Origin of the sequence: Leucobacter weissii (genome assembly GCF_017565745.1) — a bacterium.
Lineage (GTDB): Bacteria > Actinomycetota > Actinomycetes > Actinomycetales > Microbacteriaceae > Leucobacter > Leucobacter weissii.
This window is the reverse complement of record NZ_JAGDYM010000010.1, coordinates 109,548-125,395: the sequence shown is the minus strand read 5'-3', so window position 1 is coordinate 125,395 and position 15,848 is coordinate 109,548. Positions and strand designations below refer to the sequence as shown.

Genomic DNA, 15,848 nt, shown 5'->3' with positions numbered 1-15,848 from the left:
GCCCTTTCTCCACCGCCCACGCCATCGCGGCAGCGGGAAAGTTCGCCGGACGCCAGGCATATTCTCCGGTGACAACCGGACTTCTGTTGTTAGACTTGCGCCAATCATGGACGTACCCTCCCGAAGACCCTCGGACCCCCCGAGTACCGGCCGCGGTGAACCGCGGCATTCTGCACATATCTCCCGCCACCCGCGCGTTCGGCACGGCTCGTGAACGACTGGTGGCTGCTCGGCATCGGACTGGTTCTGACGCTCGGCACGGGCGTGTTCGTGGCGGCGGAGTTCTCGCTTGTCGCGCTCGACCGCAGAGAGCTGGAGCGCCGTCGCGAAGGCGGGCAACGCGGACTGGATCGCGTGATCAACGGGCTCAGGATCACGTCCACGCACCTCTCCAGCGCCCAGCTCGGCATCACGCTCACCACGCTGCTCGCCGGCTACACGCTGGAGCCGGCGATCAGCGGGTTCCTCGACGGTCCGCTCGGCTCCCTCGGCGTCCCGGAGGAGTTCCGCCGCGTCATCAGCGCGCCCCTCGCCATCGTCGCGGCGACGCTGCTGTCGATGGTGGTCGGCGAGCTCGTGCCCAAGAACTTCGCCATCGCCCGCCCGCTCCAGACCGCCCGTGTGGTGATGCCCCTGCAGGGCGCCTTCACCACGGTGTTCAAGCCGGCCATCCTCGTCCTCAACGGCAGCGCCAACGGGATCCTCCGCTCCATCGGCATCGAGCCGAAGGAGGAGCTCTCGGGCACGCGCACCGCGCAGGAGCTCTCGTCGCTGGTGCGGTACTCCGCGAGCGCCGGCATCCTCGAGGAGGACACCGCCACGCTCCTCGACCGCACGCTGCGCTTCTCGGAGCACAGCGCCGCTGACGTGATGACCCCGCGCACCCGCATCGAGAGCGTCCACCGCCTCGCCCCGGCCTCCTCGGTGCTCGAGCTCGCCGGCCGCACGGGGTTCTCCCGCTTCCCGGTGATCGACGAGGACCGGGACGACGTGATCGGCGTGGTGCACGTGAAGCAGGCGGTCGCCGTGCCGCGCGCGAAGCGCGACGAGGTGCCGGTCGCGGCGCTCGCCGAGGACCCGGTGCGCGTGCCCGAGACCATCCGCCTCGACCAGCTGCTCGGAGAGCTGCGCGCGCAGGGGCTGCAGCTGGCGATCGTGGTCGACGAGTACGGCGGCACCGCGGGACTCGTCACGCTCGAGGATCTGGTCGAGGAGATCGTCGGCGAGGTGGCCGACGAGCACGACCGCGCACGGGCCGGGGTGGTCGGCACCGCGGCCGAGATGACGCTGCCGGGCGACCTGCGCCCCGACGAGATGCTCCACCAGGCGGGGATCGTCATCCCCGACGGCGACTACGACACGGTGGCCGGGTTCGTGCTCTCCGAGCTGGGGCGGATCCCCGAGCTCGGCGACGAGGTGGTGCTCGACGACGGGGCGACCCTGCGCGTCGAGCGGATGGACGGACGCCGGATCGCCAGGCTGCGGTATCTGGGAGTTCCGGCGCCGCTCCAGGCGGACGGCGAGGAGGCATCATGAGCGACTGGATGGGGATCGTCTGGCTGGTCGTCCTGCTCATCGCGAACGCGTTCTTCGTCGGCGCCGAGTTCGCGGTGATCTCCGCGCGGCGCTCGCAGATCGAGCCGTTGGCCGAAGCCGGCTCGAAGCGCGCGCAGACGGCGCTCTACGCCATCGAGCACGCCACGCTGATGCTGGCCACCAGTCAGCTGGGCATCACGGTGTGCTCGCTGCTGATCCTGAACGTCTCCGAGCCGGCGATCCACCATCTGCTGGAGGTGCCGCTCGCCTGGACCGGTCTCTCCGCCGAGGTCGTGTCGGTCTCCGGGTTCGTCATCACGCTGCTGCTGGTCTCGTATCTGCACGTCGTCTTCGGCGAGATGGTGCCGAAGAACGCGGCGTTCTCGATGCCGGATCAGGCGGTCCTCCTGCTCGCCCCGCCGCTCGTCATGGTCTCCCGCCTGCTCCGCCACGTCATCGGCGGCCTGAACGCCGTCGCCAACGGCATCCTGCGGATGTTCGGGGTCGAGCCCAAGTCGGAGGCGAACGCCACCTACACCCTCGAGGAGGTCGCCAGCATCGTGAACCACTCCACGCGGGAGGGGGTGCTCGAGGATCGCAGCGGCGCGGTGACGGCGGCGTTCGAGTTCACGGCGAAACGGGCGATCGACCTCGTGCTCCCCAGCGAGAAGCTCGTCGCTCTTCCGGAGGGCGCGACCCCGGAGGACGTCGAGGCCGCGGTGACGCGGCACGGCTTCTCCCGCTATCCCATCGGCGGGCCCTCCGGGGAGCTCGTCGGCTACGTGCACGTGAAGGATCTGCTGCGGATCTCCGAGGAGCGGATCGCCGAGCCGATCCCGCCGAAGCGGATCAGGGAGATGCTGACGCTGCGCGCGGACACCGACCTGGAGGACGTGCTCGCACGGATGCAGGCGCGCGGCGTGCACCTGGCCCGGGTGGTCGACTCCGGTGGTGCGGAGCTCGGCGCCGTGTTCTTCGAGGACGTGCTCGAAGAGCTCGTCGGGGAGATCCACGACGCCACCAGGCGCCAGCGCTACACCTGAGAGACCGCGAGCAGCCTGCGCAACTGCGCGCCGACGAGCTCGTGCTCGATCAGGAACGCGTCGTGGCCGTAGGGGCTGTCGAGCCGGGTCGCCAGCTCTCCGTCGAGGCTGCCGGGGGAGTGCCGCGCGATCTCGTCCTGCCCGTCGAGGGTGAAGAGGCGATCGCTCGGGATCCCGAGGATCAGGGTCGGCTGCGCGAGTGCGGAGAGCGCCTCGGCGACGCCGCCGCGGTCGCGTCCCACGTCGTGCGAGTTCATCGCCTGCACGAGGGTGAGATAGCTGTTCGCGTCGAAGCGGCGGGTGAACTTGTTGCCGTGGAAGTCGAGGTAGCTCTCGACCGCGAAGCGCCCGCCGCCTCCGAGCGGGCTCACCGCAGACTGCCAGGCGCGGCCGAAGCGCTCGTCGAGCTCGGTGTTGCTGCGATAGTTCAGCAGCGCCAGGCGCCGGGCGGTGGCCAGCCCGTGATGCGGCCCGACCCCGTCGGGGGCGTCGTAGTAGTTGCCGCCGCGCCAGGCGGGATCCGAGCGGATCGCCTCCAGCTGCACCAGGTTCAGCCCGATCTGATCGGCCGTCGTCACGGGGGGCGAGGCGATCACCGCGAGGCGCTCGGCGCGCGCACCGTACATCAGCCCCCACTCCAGCGCGTGCATGCCGCCGACCGAGCCGCCGATCACGGCGGCGAAGCGGTCGATGCCGATCGCGTCGGCGAAGGCCGCGGTCGTGCGGACCTGGTCGCGGATCGTGAGGTAGGGGAAGCGGCCGCCCCACTCGCGCCCGGTCCGGTCGAGGCTCGCCGGCCCGGTCGAGCCCTGGCAGCCGCCCAGCACGTTCGGCGCGACGACGCAGTAGCGGTCGGTGTCGAGGGCCTTCCCGGGGCCGACGATCTCCGACCACCAGCCGTCGGTGGGGTGGCCCGGCCCCGCCGTGCCGCGCAGGTGGCTGTCTCCCGTGAGCGCGTGGAAGACGAGGATCGCGTTGTCGCCGCGTCCGTTCAGTTCGCCGAAGGTCTCGTAGGCGATCCGCACGTCCGGGATGGTGGCCCCGGCCTCGGTGGCCACCTCGCCGAGCGTGACGAAGCTCCGTTCGCCCACGGGATCCCCGTCGCGCCAGCCGCCGCTGATCGGCGGCCGTCCGATCAGCGCCCGAAGCTGCGCGTCGGTGATGAAATCCGTGGGGAACGAGTCCTCGGGCGTCTGCCAGTCCATAGTGGTCCATTCTGCCGGGTCCGCGCCGGGCGGACCCGCATGTTACGGGGTTCCGCGCGGACGCGGGCAGGTGCGAGAACGCCGGAAACCTCGAAACACCCCCTGTTCGGGGGGTGCGCGTCCGCGTGGCAGGGGAGTACGTTGAGCCATGCGCCGCCTTCGGTTCGGCGGTCAGTGTCTTCTCCTCGGCTCGAAAGGGAACGATGTGGCGGGAGAATCAGTGCGCGGAGGCGTGCGAGGAACGGTGTTCCGCTCCTCCGGTGCGGGGCTCCTCACCGCGTCGGTGCTCGCGGGTGCGGTGCTCGTGCTCGCGCTGAGCGGCTGCGCCGCAGACGCGCCGGGCCAGACGCCGGAACCTGAGCTGGACTACCGGGTCGAGTTCGTCGACCCCGGGAGGCTCGGTTTCGAGCCCGTCTCGCCCATCCGGCAGAGCTTCGAGCCTGAGGGATTGCCGATCCGCGAACGCGTGCCCGAGGCAGGGACCGTCGTCGGTGGCGCGGGGACCCACGGTTTTGAGCAGGCGCTCCGGTGGCTCGAGGCAGACGCCGAGACCGAGGTCGGTGTTTTCTCCCCGCCGAATGGGTCCCCGTTGGCGGGCACGGGCGACACCCCCGAATGGGCTAAGGAACCGCACGACGCGTGGATCGATCTCACCCGGAAGCCGACGGAGGCGACCCTCGACCGGCTCCGCACGGAGTCGAAGGAGCGCATTCTGGTGATCTGGGGCGGCATCCCGGCCACCTCGGAGGAACTGGAGACCGTCTCCCAGGCGATCTTCGACGCGTTCACCGCGGGGCTGCCGCTGGCCGCGGCGGAGCCGGACTGGACGGAGAACGAGTTCGTGGTCGATTACCGTCTCGCGGAGGCCACCGACGTCGACCTGGAGCAGCACGCGCGCGACGCCGCGGAGGCGGGCGCGCGCGCCTCGGAGGACGGTGCCCTCCCGATGCCGGTGCGCTTCGACTACCAGCCGTCGATGGAGGAGACCGACGACTTCCCGCGTTGACGAGAGCGACCGCGGGGCGGGGCCGGATCAGGAGATCCGGCCCCCAGCGGGAGAGCGCGCGATTGACCGGCTACGCGCTCGCGCGGGCCGCGGCGACGACCTCGCGAGCGGCGGCGAAGCCGCGCTCGAGGTCGGCCTTGAGATCCGCCACGTTCTCGATGCCGACCGAGAGGCGCACCAGGCCGGGCGTAACGCCGGTGGTGAGCTGCTGCTCGGGGGTCAGCTGGGAGTGGGTGGTCGAGGCCGGGTGGCTGATGAGGCTGCGCACGTCGCCGATGTTCACCAGGTGGCTGAACAGCTCGACGTTGTCGACGAGCGCCTTGCCCGCCTCGACGCCGCCCTTCAGCTCGAAGCTGAGCACCGCGCCCACGCCCTTGCGCGCGTAGGTGTTCGCCGCCGAGTACCAGGGGCTGGTCGGCAGGCCCGCGTAGTACACCACCGAGACGTCGTCGTGGCCGTCGAGCCACTCCGCGATCTCCTGCGCGTTCTGCACGTGGCGCTCGATCCGCAGCGAGAGCGTCTCGATGCCCTGCAGCAGCAGGAACGCGCTGTGCGGGGCGATGGCGGCGCCGATGTCGCGCAGCAGCTGCACGCGCGCCTTGATGATGTAGGCGAGCCCGTCGCCCACGGCGGCGGTGTAGGACGCGCCGTGGTAGGAGGGATCCGGCTCCGTGAGGCCCGGGAAGCGCGCGACGTTCTTCGACCACTCGAAGGAGCCGCCGTCGACGATGACGCCGCCGATCGTCGTGCCGTGCCCGCCGAGGTACTTCGTCGCCGAGTGGATGACGATGTCGGCGCCGTGCTCGAACGGGCGGATCAGATAGGGCGTCGCGATCGTGTTGTCGACGATGAAGGGCACCCCGCTCTCGTGCGCGACATCCGAGACGGTCCGGATGTCGAGCACGTTGATGCGGGGGTTGCCGATGGTCTCGGCGAAGAACAGCTTGGTGTTCGGGCGGACGGCGCGGCGCCACTCCTCCGGATCGTCCTGGTTCTCGACGAAGGTCACCTCGATGCCGAGCTTGGCGAGGGTGTACTTGAAGAGGTTGTAGGTGCCGCCGTAGATCGAACTCGACGACACGATGTGATCGCCCGACTCGGCGATGTTCAGCACCGCGAACGTCGCCGCCGCCTGGCCGCTGGCGAGCAGCAGCGCTCCGGTGCCGCCCTCGAGCGCCGCGACCCGTTCCTCGACCACGGCCTGGGTCGGGTTCTGGATGCGGGTGTAGATGTTGCCGAACTCGGCGAGGGCGAAGAGATTCTTGGCATGCTCCGTATTGTCGAAGACGTACGAGGTCGTCTGGTAGATCGGCACCGCCCGTGCGTTGGTGGTCGGATCGGGCTGGGCACCCGAGTGCACCTGCTTGGTCTCGAACTGCCAGTTCTCTTGATCGGTCATCGGGTCTCCTCGTCGTGAGTGTCTCGTCGTGAGTGTCGTCGTGGTGTGCAATGAGGTCTGCTGAGAGCGTAGAGAATCGCGACGCGATGCTGCAAGCGCGAGCGACACGTTGCGTCACATATATCACCCGGGGTATTCGGCGGGGCCGAGCGCGCCGCGGCGAGCCGCGTCGCGCGCGAAAGATCTGGCGGAGGCGCCCGCCCGCGGCACTATGATTGGGCACTGTGCTCTTCGACGGTCGAGGGGCGCCGACCGCAAGGAGACAGAAGCCATGCCGTTCTGGTCCACGATCTGGGACACCATCTGGTGGTTCCTCACGATCTTCATCTTCATCGCCTATCTGATGGCGCTGTTCTCGATCATCGCGGACCTGTTCCGCGACCACAAGCTGAACGGATGGATCAAGGCCGTCTGGCTGCTGTTCCTCGTGTTCCTCCCCTTCGTGACCGCGCTCGTGTATCTCATCGCCCGTGGCAGCGGGATGGGAGAGCGCGCTCAGGCGCAGGCGAAGCAGGTGCAGGACGCGCAGGAGTCCTACATCCGACAGGTGGCCGGCGGGCCGGCGGCCGAGATAGCCGCGGCGCAGAAGCTGCTGCAGGAGGGCGCGATCTCCCAGTCGGAGTTCGAGGCGCTCAAAGCCAAGGCACTCGCGTAGCCGTCGCATGCTGAAGCGGGCGGTGGTCACCGGCGCGAGTTCCGGGATCGGCGCGGCGACCGTGCGCCGGCTCGTCGAGCACGGCTGGCGAACGGTGGCCGTGGCGCGCCGCGCTGACCGACTGGCGGCCCTCGCGGAGGAGACCGGGGCCCATCCCATCGTGTGCGACGTCACCGACGAGGCGCAGGTCGCCGCGCTCGCGCGCGAGGTGGTGGACGGCGGTGGAGCGGACGTCCTCGTGAACAACGCCGGCGGAGCCATCGGAGTCGACTCGGTCGAGTCGGCGTCGAACGACGACTGGCGCCGGATGTTCGAGGTGAACGTGATCGGACTGCGGACGGTGACGGCGGCGCTGCTGCCGATCCTGCGCGACGCCGCGCGCAACGCGCCGACGGGCGGCGGATCCCGTCCCGCGGCCGGGGGCGGGATCGACGACGCTCACGGCTGGGCCTCGATCCTCAACGTCACCTCGACCGCGGGGCATGCCGCCTATCCGGGCGGTGGAGGATACAACGCCGCGAAGTTCGCGGCCCGCGCGGTGACCGAGGTGCTGCGCCTCGAACTCGCCGGCGAGCCGATTCGCGTCATGGAACTGGCCCCGGGACTCGTCCACACGGAGGAGTTCACCGTCAATCGTCTCCGCGGCGACGCGTCCGCCGCCGCCGCGACCTACGAGAACGTGACCTCGCTCACCGCGGAGGAGGTCGCCGCCGTGCTCGTCGGGGCGCTGGAGCAGCCTCCGCATGTCAATCAGGATCTCATCGTGATCCGGCCGGTGGCGCAGTCGAGCGTCTTCCACACCCACCGCGGCCCCCTCGAGGCGAGGGCCTAGACCCATGGCGCTGACCGTGCGCGAGCTGGCCGAGCAGGGCCACATCGCCTCCGACTGGGCCTCGGCGCTCGAACCGATGGGGGAGCAATTGGCTCGGCTCGGTCGTTTTCTCAACGCCGAGCGGGCAGAGGGCAAGCGGGTGCTGCCCGCAGGAGACCGGATCCTCGCGGCATTCCGGCGCCCGATGAGCGAGGTGCGCGTGCTGATCGTCGGGCAGGATCCCTACCCGACGCCGGGCCACCCGATCGGACTCTCGTTCGCCACCGCCCCCGAGGTGCGGCCGATCCCGCGCAGCCTGCAGAACATCTACCGCGAGCTGCACGACGACCTCGACATTCCCCCCGCCCCGCACGGCGACCTCACGGCCTGGTCCGACCACGGCGTGATGCTGCTGAACCGCGTGCTGACCGTGCGCGCGGGCGCCCCGGCCTCGCACCGGGGCAAGGGGTGGGAGGCGTTCACCGAGCACGCGATCCGCTCGCTCGTGTCGCGCGGCGGCCCGCTCGTCGCGATCCTCTGGGGGAGCGACGCGCGCTCGCTCGCTCCGATGCTCGGCTCGGTGCCGCGCATCGAGAGCCCGCACCCCTCGCCGCTGTCGGCCTCCCGGGGCTTCTTCGGCTCCAAGCCGTTCAGCCGCGCCAATTCGGCGCTGGAGGCGCAGGGCGCTCCGCCCGTCGACTGGCGCCTCTCCGCGCCGACGCGCTGACGCACCCGACACCCACGAGAGCACCCGCGAGCAACGCGCAGCAGGGGGTGCGTTCGCGCGTTCGGCGCACGATCGCGGGAACAGCGGGCGGGGCGGCGAGGGGGAGCGGTGCGGTCGCGGATCACGCGACGCGGGACCCCTTCGGGAGCTTGGCGGCCGGGGTGTCCAGGCGACGGTACCCGCCCCAGAGCGCACCGGCCACGAGCAGCGCCTGCAGGCCGAGGCCGATCCACCACACCGGCACGGTCGAGGCCATCACATCCGCATAGCCGCTCCCCCCGGCGTCATCGTAAGCGTCGGAGCCGCTGCACTCGTTCCAGCCCTCGGGTCGATCCGGGTTCGTCTGCAGCGAGCGCACCCCGTACGAGATGTTGCCGAAGAGGTCGACCGGGGTGCCGTGGCTGTAGCTCGGCGGAACGAGATCGGCGACGACGACGTAGGGATTCAGCGCGAGGATCCACCACAGCTTGTCGGTGCCGACGTACGGCATGGTCTCGATGCTCGTCTCGCACTCCAGAGGCACCGAGTTCCAGCATTCGTCATCGTCATCATCGGTCTCGTCGTAACAGCGGTCCGTCGCTTCGTAGTACTCCTCGGTGAGCGTGCGCACCTCGACCTCCACGTAGCGGGTCGAGGCCGCGGCGGCGAGGCTGAAGGCGATCAGAGTGCCGACCGAGAGCAGCGCGACGAGCAGATAGGCGGTCACGATGGCGAGCACCGACGATTCGATCATCGCCGAGAGCCCGACGCCGATGACCGTGAACACCCCGATCTGCAGGACGAGACCCAGCAGCGCCATCAGCAGCTGCCCGAGCGAGGCCTGACCCACGAACAGGCTGAACACCACGAACGGCGCGGCCACCACGAGGAAGGCCACACCGGTGATCCAAGCGGCGAGCGTCTTGCCCAGCAGCAGCGACCAGCTGCCGATCAGCGTGACCTGCGTGGTCGCGAGGGTCGCCTGGCGGCGTTCGTCGCCGATCGAGCCCGCCGAGATGGCGGGGGCCACCAGCGTACCGAAGAGCAGCACGAAATAGACGATCACCGAGAACAGGGGGAAGCCGTCCTCGTCCGCCCCGAAGGCGCTGAACATCGCGGTGAGGGCGCCCCAGACCAGCAGCGTGACCGCGCCGATCACGCAGAACCAGACGATGGCCAGCACCAGGAGCGTGCGGGAGCGCAAGCGCTGCCGCAGCTCCAGGGCGGCGATGACCCAGGTGCCGCGCCAGAAGCCGGGGCCCGTGGGGCGCGCCTGCGCGGGAGGGACGCCGACGGTCTCGGTCACTGCTCTGCTCCGGTCTCGGGCGCGGACTGCGGCGGCACCGGCTGCGACGGTCCGGGCTCCGACGACGCGGCGGCGAGCTGCACGAAGGTCTGCTCGAGCGCGCTCGTCACCGGCGCGAATTCGACGATCCTCGCCCCGCCCGTCACGAGCGATGCGAGCAGCGCGGCGGCGGCGGCGTCATCGGAGATCTGCAGCGTCCGCACTTGGCCGGCGAGCGAGGACTCCGCGATGGACGCGAGCCCCAGCGCCTCGAGCGCACTCGCCAGCCCGGAGGCGTCGAGCGCCCGGATCCTCCAGTCGCGCCCGCGCATGGCCGCAACCGTCGCCTGCTCCACATCGTCCTGGTCGACCGTCCGGCCGTCGCGCAGGAACACCACCCGACTCGCGATCTCGTCCAGCTCGTCGAGCACGTGACTCGTGATGAGGATTCCCACGCCCTCCGCCGCGAGATCCTTGAGGATCCGACGCTGCATGATCCGGGCCTCCGGGTCGAGCCCGGCGGCCGGCTCATCGAGCAGCAGCACCCGCGGTCGGTGCACCAGAGCGCGGGCCAGGCTCAGTCGCTGCTTCTGGCCGCGCGAGAGCGTGGGCGTGCGTCGATCGGCGAGCCCGACCAGTCCCGTCAGCTCGAGCAGCTCCGCAGTGCGCGCTCCCGCCTCGGCCGCACGCAGACCGTACATCGAAGCGACCGCGTCCAGCGACTCGCGCACCGTGAGCGCCGGCCAGGAGCCCAGCGTGTCGGGCATCCAGCCCAGACTCGCACGGGCCGCCGCGGTGTCGGAACCCGCGTCGTGCCCGCCGATCCGCACGGAGCCCGCATCCGGCTTCAGCAGCGTGGCGAGCATCAGCATCAGCGTGGTCTTGCCGCTGCCGTTCGGGCCGACGAGCGCGGTGATCGAGCCCGGCTCGACCCGCAGCGTCGCATCGTGCACCACCGAGACGGCGCCGAAGGAACGGGAGACGCCGATCGCCTCGATCGCCGCGGGAGTGCTCATGGGGATCACGCTACCCCATGACCGGTACAATCGGATGATGAGCACAACCGACTCCCCGCTGCCCGAGAGCGCACGGGAGCCCGCCACCGCGGAACCCGCACCCGACACCACCGGCCCCGCCGAAACCACCGCGAAGGATCCGGCCGCGTCCGAACCGGTCTCCTCGCCCACCGAGTCGGACGACGGCCCAGCGGACGCCCCCCGCGAGCGGGCCGACAGTGCCGAGGACGCCGCCCCCGAGCGGGCCGGCAGCGAGGATGACGCCTCCCGCGAGCGGGCCGGCTTCGACTCGCTGGGCCTGGACGGCCGCGTGCTGCGCGCGCTGAAGGACGTCGGCTACGAGACGCCGTCGGCGATCCAGGCCGCGACGATCCCCGTGCTGCTCGAGGGGCGGGACGTCGTCGGGCTCGCGCAGACCGGAACCGGCAAGACGGCGGCGTTCGCGCTGCCGATCCTCTCCCGCATCCGGCCGGGGAAGGGGGTGCCGCAGGCGCTCGTGCTCGCCCCGACCCGCGAGCTGGCGCTGCAGGTGTGCGAGGCGTTCGAGAGCTACGCCGCTCATCTGCCCGAGGTGCGCCTGCTCCCGGTGTACGGCGGCCAGGCGTACGGGCAGCAGCTCTCCGCACTGCGCCGCGGCGTCGACATCGTCGTGGGCACGCCGGGGCGCATCATGGACCACCTCGACAAGGGCGCCCTCGATCTCACGCAGATCGAGTACCTCGTGCTCGACGAGGCCGACGAGATGCTGAAGATGGGGTTCGCCGAGGACGTCGAGACGATCCTCGCCGACACCCCCGAGGAGAAGCAGGTCGCCCTGTTCTCCGCGACGATGCCCGCGCAGATCCGCCGCATCTCGCAGCAGTACCTGCGCGATCCCCAGGAGATCAAGATCGCGGGCAAGACCCAGACGAGCGCGAGCATCACCCAGCGCTACATCGTGGTCAGCTACACCCAGAAGGTGGACGCGCTCACGCGGGTGCTCGAAGTGGAGAACTTCGACGGGATGATCGTGTTCACCCGCACCCGCGGCGACAGCGAGACAGTGGCCGAGAAGCTGCGTGCCCGCGGCTACTCAGCCGCGGCGATCAACGGCGATGTGCCGCAGAACGTGCGCGAGCGCACGGTCGAGCAGCTCAAGAGCGGCAAGCTCGACATCCTGGTCGCCACCGATGTGGCCGCCCGCGGCCTCGACGTCGAGCGGATCAGCCACGTGGTCAACTACGATCTGCCGATCGACACCGAGAGCTACGTGCACCGCATCGGCCGCACCGGCCGCGCGGGGCGGACCGGCGATGCGATCAGCTTCGTCACCCCGCGCGAGCGGCGCCTGCTCAAGGCCATCGAACGGGCCACCAAGCAGCCGCTCACGCAGATGCCGCTGCCGGGCGTCGCCGAGGTCAACGCGACCCGCCTCTCCCGCTTCGACGACGCGATCACCGCGGCGCTCGACGAGACCCCCCGGATCGAGGCCTTCCGCGACATCATCGATCACTACGTGCGGCACCACGACGTGCCGGAGGCCGATGTGGCGGCCGCGCTCGCCGTCGTCGCGCAGGGCGAGACGCCGCTGCTGCTGGACGAGGCCGACGACGACAAGTTCAAGCGCGATCGCGCGCAGGCGGCGAAGTTCCTCGACGACTCGGGTCCCCGCGAGCGGCGCGAGGACCGGGCCCGCGCCGATCGCGGGCCGCGTGAGCGACGAGACGATCTCGTGATGTACCGCATCGAGGTGGGGCATCGGCAGCGGGTGAAGCCCGGGCAGATCGTGGGCGCCCTCGCCAACGAGGGCGGACTCGATCGCGGCGACTTCGGGCGCATCCAGATCCGGGACGATTTCTCACTCGTCGAACTGCCGAAGCGCCTGCCGGCCGATTCGCTCGACCGACTGGCGCGGACGCGTATCGGGGGAAAGCCCATCGATCTCAAAGCGGATCGCGGACCCGCGCCGCGCGGCAAGGGCTGGGAGGATCGCGGAGGTCGTCAGCATCGCGACCGCGACGCCGGTTACGGTCGCGACGGCGGTCACGGTCGCGACCGCGACGGCGACTACCGCCGCGAGGACGGGCAGGGTCGGGGCCGATCGGAGCGCTCCCGTCGCGACGGCGGCTCCGATTGGACACCGCGCGCGCATCGCGACGACCGGAGCAACGGGGGAGGAGCCGGCGGCAGGCGGAAGCCCCGCTGGTGACCCTCTCGGGCACCCCGGCTCCTGCCGCGAGCCCTCGGGTATGTCTCGCAGATCCTGCGTCTACTGCGCGAGCCTTCCGGCATGGCCTCCCTCCTCCGCCTCGCAATACACACCGCCAGGGCTCTGCTCGCGACGACGAAGATCTACGAGACATGCCCTAGGCGGCGGCGTTCGAGGAGCCGGGGTCGGGTCGCCCTGCCCTCCAGACGGGATGAAGCAGCGCCCAGAGCACCCGCCAGCCGAGCAGACCGAGTCCGAGCGAGCCCGCCGCGACCAGGACGAAGGGGAGGGCGGCGCCTCCGTCGGTGAAGAGCACGCGGAACAGCAGGCCCAGCGCGACGGTGACGATCCAGACCGGCAGGCCGCTGCGCAGCACGGCGCGGGGTCTCCGCCAGACGGCGGCGGCGATCCAGCCCAGTGCGAGTGCGAGGAGGAAGGGCCAGGCGGTCCCCCAGAGGCCCCCGAGGGTCGCCGACCTGCCGTGCGAATCCCGCCCGAGCGGTCATGCCTTCAATATATCGGGGATGGCCTAAAGTTGAAGCATGAAGTAACGGCGAGGAGTGCGCACGTGACCGAAGACGGAGAGGATCCCGGATCCGCGGGTGAGATCGACGAGCCGCGATGGCTGACCGAGGACGAGCGGCATATGTGGATGCGCCTGGTGGCGCTCACGATCCTGCTCCCCGCGGGCATCGAATCCCAGCTCAAACGCGACGCCGGCCTCAGCTTCTTCGAATACCACGTGCTCGCCATGCTCAGCGAGGCGGACGGGCGCCGACGGCTGATGAGCGAACTCGCCTTCTGGACGAACTCCTCGCTGTCCCGGCTCTCGCACGTGGTCACGCGACTCGAGAAGCCGGGCTGGGTGAGACGCGAGGCCTGCGAGACCGACGGTCGGGCCATCAACGCGGTCCTCACCGACGCCGGGTTCGCGCATCTGAAGGCCAGCGCGCCGGCGCACGTGTCCGAGGTGCGGAGACTCGCGCTGGATCGCCTCGCCCCCGACGACGTCGGGGTCCTTTCGGAGATACTGGCGAAGATGCTCGACGCGGTGGACCCCGACGGCCGCCGCACACCGGGGACCTGAGCGGCTTCAGCCGTCGTGCGGCTCATCCGCCGGCTGGCCCAGGACATCGAGGACCGCTCGGTGCAGGTGCCCGTTCGTCGCCAGCGAGCTGCCGTTCCAGACGCTTTCGGCGCCGTCGACATCCGTGAACGCGCCGCCGGCCTCTCGGACGATCGGCGCGAGCGCGGCCAGATCGTAGGGCTTGACGTCGAACTCCGCGACCACGTCGAGCACCCCCTCGGCGAGCAGCATGTAGGACCACAGATCGCCGTAGGCACGGTCGCGCCAGACGCGCCGGGCGAGCGCGAGCAGCGACTCCAGCCTGCCGGCGTCACGCCACTGCGCGATGCTCTGAAAGCTCAGGCTCGCATCCCCGAGCTCGCGCACGCCGCTCGTCCGCAGCCGACGGGGCGAGGCTCCGGCTCCGCGATCGAGCGCCCAAGCGCCGCGTCCGGTCTCGGCCCACCAGAGCGCGCCGAGCGCCGGCGCGCTGACGACGCCGATCACCGGTGCGCCGTCCGCCTCGAGCGCGATCAGCGTCCCCCAGTTCGGCACGCCGCGGAGGAAGTTCGAGGTGCCGTCGATCGGGTCGAGGATCCAGCGGCGGCTTCCGCGGTCGGCCCGTCCGGACTCCTCGCCGAGGAATCCGTCGTCGGGCCGCTCCGCGTCGATGCGCTCGCGCAGCGCCGCTTCGACCGCGAGGTCGGCGTCGGTCACGAAGCTGCGATCCGGCTTCGTGTCGACCCGCAGATCGACCGAGCGGAACCGCGGCAGCGAGATCGTGTCCGCCAGCTCCGCGAGCTCGAGCGCGAACGCGAGATCGGGGGAGTGGTCGATCGAAGCTGACATGGAAGAGCCTCCGGGAACGAATGCGGACTGCGCCTCGGCCATTCTCTCACGCGCCGCAGCCGCACCCCGCACCCGTGCGAGGTGCTCGCTCAGCTCCCGTCGCGCCAGTACCTGCCGACGTAGCCGGTGGGGTCGCCGGTGATCGGCTGCTCTTCGAGGATCATGAACCGACGGTCGCCGTAGTCGGGGTCGGCGCCGAGAGCGTAGTACATGGTCGACCTCGTGAGGATGCCCTCGGTGCTCCAGGGGCCCCAGGCGATCTTCGCGACGTTCGCCGTGGCGCAGTCGGCGTTCTCGGCCTTCCGGCTCTCGACGTTGAGCCTGGTGAGCCTGCCTTGCGAAGCGGTCCAGTTGCCGCGGAACCACCGGCAGATGTCGGCGCCGATGCTGCTCTCCCAGAGGAACAGGGAGGTGTAGCTGCCGTCCGCCTTGAAATGGAAGCTGGTCGCGGAGGCGAGTCCGACGTTCGACCAGTCGCCGACGAGCCCGGCGTCGATGGGGCCGTAGGACTTCTTCTTCCAATGGGCGTAGTACGTGGTGTTGCGCTTGGGCTTGGTCTTGGACGAGATCTTCGCACCGCCGGATCGCTTCGTGTACCAGCCCTGCAGCGTGTAGCCCGTGCGGCTCGCCCTGGGCAGCTTGCCCAGCCGCTTCTTCCGTGTGATCGAGACCTTCTTGCTGGCGGCCGACCCGATCTTGCCGCCGTTGGCGTGGAAGACGACCTTCCACTTCTTCGTCTTCTTCGTCTTCTTGGCCGTCTTGGCCTTCTTCTTGATCGTCTTCTCGGCGACGGAGATCGCCGGAGCGTGCTGCACGGGAGAGAGCTGCACGGGAGCGAGCCGCACGGAACCGGCCGGCGCGGGTGCGCTGAGCGGCGCCTGCGCCGGAGCCGCATGACCCGCTGAGGCGGCGAGCAGCGAGGCGGTCGCGAGCAGCAGCGTCAGGGAGGAGGCGGTGGCGGTGCGAATGGCGGTCATGGGCTCATCCTCGACCGTCGCGGCGTGCACCGCGTCGGGGACCGACCCTGATGTTTGACGGGGGCGACCCGTCAGCAGTGGGGCGGTTCGCCGCCCCGGACGTCCC

The 15,848-nt window shown here is 70.5% G+C and carries 14 protein-coding genes and 1 pseudogene; 8 read left to right on the top strand and 7 right to left on the bottom strand.

Going from position 1 to position 15,848, the window contains the following annotated elements; genetic code table 11:
• The first annotated feature begins 210 nt into the window (after positions 1-210).
• A complete protein-coding gene (locus J4H92_RS09330) occupies positions 211-1,536 on the top strand; it encodes a CNNM domain-containing protein (RefSeq protein ID WP_208097907.1) in 1,326 nt (441 codons plus the stop codon).
• Positions 1,533-2,579 (top strand): hemolysin family protein, encoded by a 1,047-nt coding sequence (locus tag J4H92_RS09325; RefSeq protein ID WP_208097906.1) that lies wholly within the window; start codon positions 1,533-1,535, stop codon positions 2,577-2,579. The genes J4H92_RS09330 and J4H92_RS09325 overlap by 4 nt, the downstream gene beginning before the upstream one ends.
• On the opposite strand, the gene metX is transcribed toward J4H92_RS09325, so the two are convergent.
• Entirely contained in the window at positions 2,570-3,784 is a 1,215-nt protein-coding gene (gene metX / locus J4H92_RS09320) for a homoserine O-acetyltransferase MetX (RefSeq protein ID WP_208097905.1), read from the bottom strand. The two genes, J4H92_RS09325 and metX, sit on opposite strands and share 10 nt — an antisense overlap.
• A gap of 205 nt (positions 3,785-3,989) precedes the next feature.
• Here metX and J4H92_RS09315 point away from each other — a divergent pair, with 205 nt between their 5' ends.
• The gene (locus J4H92_RS09315; protein ID WP_208097904.1) at positions 3,990-4,790 is read left to right on the top strand and encodes a hypothetical protein; all 801 of its coding nucleotides are present in this window, start codon (positions 3,990-3,992) and stop codon (positions 4,788-4,790) included.
• Between the two features lie 70 nt (positions 4,791-4,860).
• Here the strand turns inward: J4H92_RS09315 and J4H92_RS09310 are convergent, their stop codons facing one another.
• On the bottom strand, positions 4,861-6,189 hold the full coding sequence (locus J4H92_RS09310; protein WP_208097903.1) for a bifunctional o-acetylhomoserine/o-acetylserine sulfhydrylase: 1,329 nt from the start codon (positions 6,187-6,189) through the stop codon (positions 4,861-4,863).
• A gap of 271 nt (positions 6,190-6,460) precedes the next feature.
• On the opposite strand from J4H92_RS09310, the gene J4H92_RS09305 reads away from it, so the two are divergent.
• The 3 genes from J4H92_RS09305 to J4H92_RS09295 are packed head-to-tail and all read left to right on the top strand — an operon-like array spanning position 6,461 to position 8,382.
• Positions 6,461-6,844: an SHOCT domain-containing protein gene (locus J4H92_RS09305; RefSeq protein WP_208097902.1), complete on the top strand. Its 384-nt coding sequence runs from the start codon at positions 6,461-6,463 to the stop codon at positions 6,842-6,844.
• Positions 6,845-6,851: 7 nt separating this feature from the next.
• Positions 6,852-7,676, top strand: a complete 825-nt coding sequence (locus J4H92_RS09300) for an SDR family oxidoreductase (protein WP_208097901.1) — start codon at positions 6,852-6,854, stop codon at positions 7,674-7,676.
• Positions 7,677-7,680: 4 nt separating this feature from the next.
• Complete coding sequence (locus J4H92_RS09295; RefSeq protein WP_208097900.1) at positions 7,681-8,382, top strand: uracil-DNA glycosylase; 702 nt, start codon at positions 7,681-7,683, stop codon at positions 8,380-8,382.
• Positions 8,383-8,503: 121 nt separating this feature from the next.
• On the opposite strand, the gene J4H92_RS09290 is transcribed toward J4H92_RS09295, so the two are convergent.
• Both J4H92_RS09290 and J4H92_RS09285 read right to left on the bottom strand, forming a co-directional pair.
• A complete protein-coding gene (locus J4H92_RS09290) occupies positions 8,504-9,667 on the bottom strand; it encodes an ABC transporter permease (RefSeq protein WP_208097899.1) in 1,164 nt (387 codons plus the stop codon).
• Positions 9,664-10,662 (bottom strand): ABC transporter ATP-binding protein, encoded by a 999-nt coding sequence (locus J4H92_RS09285; RefSeq protein WP_208097898.1) that lies wholly within the window; start codon positions 10,660-10,662, stop codon positions 9,664-9,666. The genes J4H92_RS09290 and J4H92_RS09285 overlap by 4 nt, the downstream gene beginning before the upstream one ends.
• Positions 10,663-10,699: 37 nt before the next feature.
• Here J4H92_RS09285 and J4H92_RS09280 point away from each other — a divergent pair, with 37 nt between their 5' ends.
• Positions 10,700-12,850 carry a DEAD/DEAH box helicase gene (locus J4H92_RS09280; RefSeq protein WP_243752187.1) on the top strand — a complete coding sequence of 717 codons (2,151 nt, stop codon included), beginning with the start codon at positions 10,700-10,702 and terminating at the stop codon, positions 12,848-12,850.
• Positions 12,851-13,007: 157 nt separating this feature from the next.
• Here the strand turns inward: J4H92_RS09280 and J4H92_RS09275 are convergent.
• Positions 13,008-13,337, bottom strand: a pseudogene (locus J4H92_RS09275) (DUF3054 domain-containing protein); the annotation flags it as partial.
• A gap of 81 nt (positions 13,338-13,418) precedes the next feature.
• On the opposite strand from J4H92_RS09275, the gene J4H92_RS09270 reads away from it, so the two are divergent.
• On the top strand, positions 13,419-13,937 hold the full coding sequence (locus J4H92_RS09270) for a MarR family winged helix-turn-helix transcriptional regulator (RefSeq protein ID WP_341783054.1): 519 nt from the start codon (positions 13,419-13,421) through the stop codon (positions 13,935-13,937).
• 6 nt (positions 13,938-13,943) lie between these two features.
• Here the strand turns inward: J4H92_RS09270 and J4H92_RS09265 are convergent, their stop codons facing one another.
• On the bottom strand, positions 13,944-14,765 hold the full coding sequence (locus J4H92_RS09265; RefSeq protein ID WP_208097897.1) for an inositol monophosphatase family protein: 822 nt from the start codon (positions 14,763-14,765) through the stop codon (positions 13,944-13,946).
• An 89-nt stretch (positions 14,766-14,854) separates the two neighbouring features.
• Positions 14,855-15,742, bottom strand: a complete 888-nt coding sequence (locus J4H92_RS09260) for an InlB B-repeat-containing protein (RefSeq protein WP_208097896.1) — start codon at positions 15,740-15,742, stop codon at positions 14,855-14,857.
• Positions 15,743-15,848 lie beyond the last annotated feature (106 nt).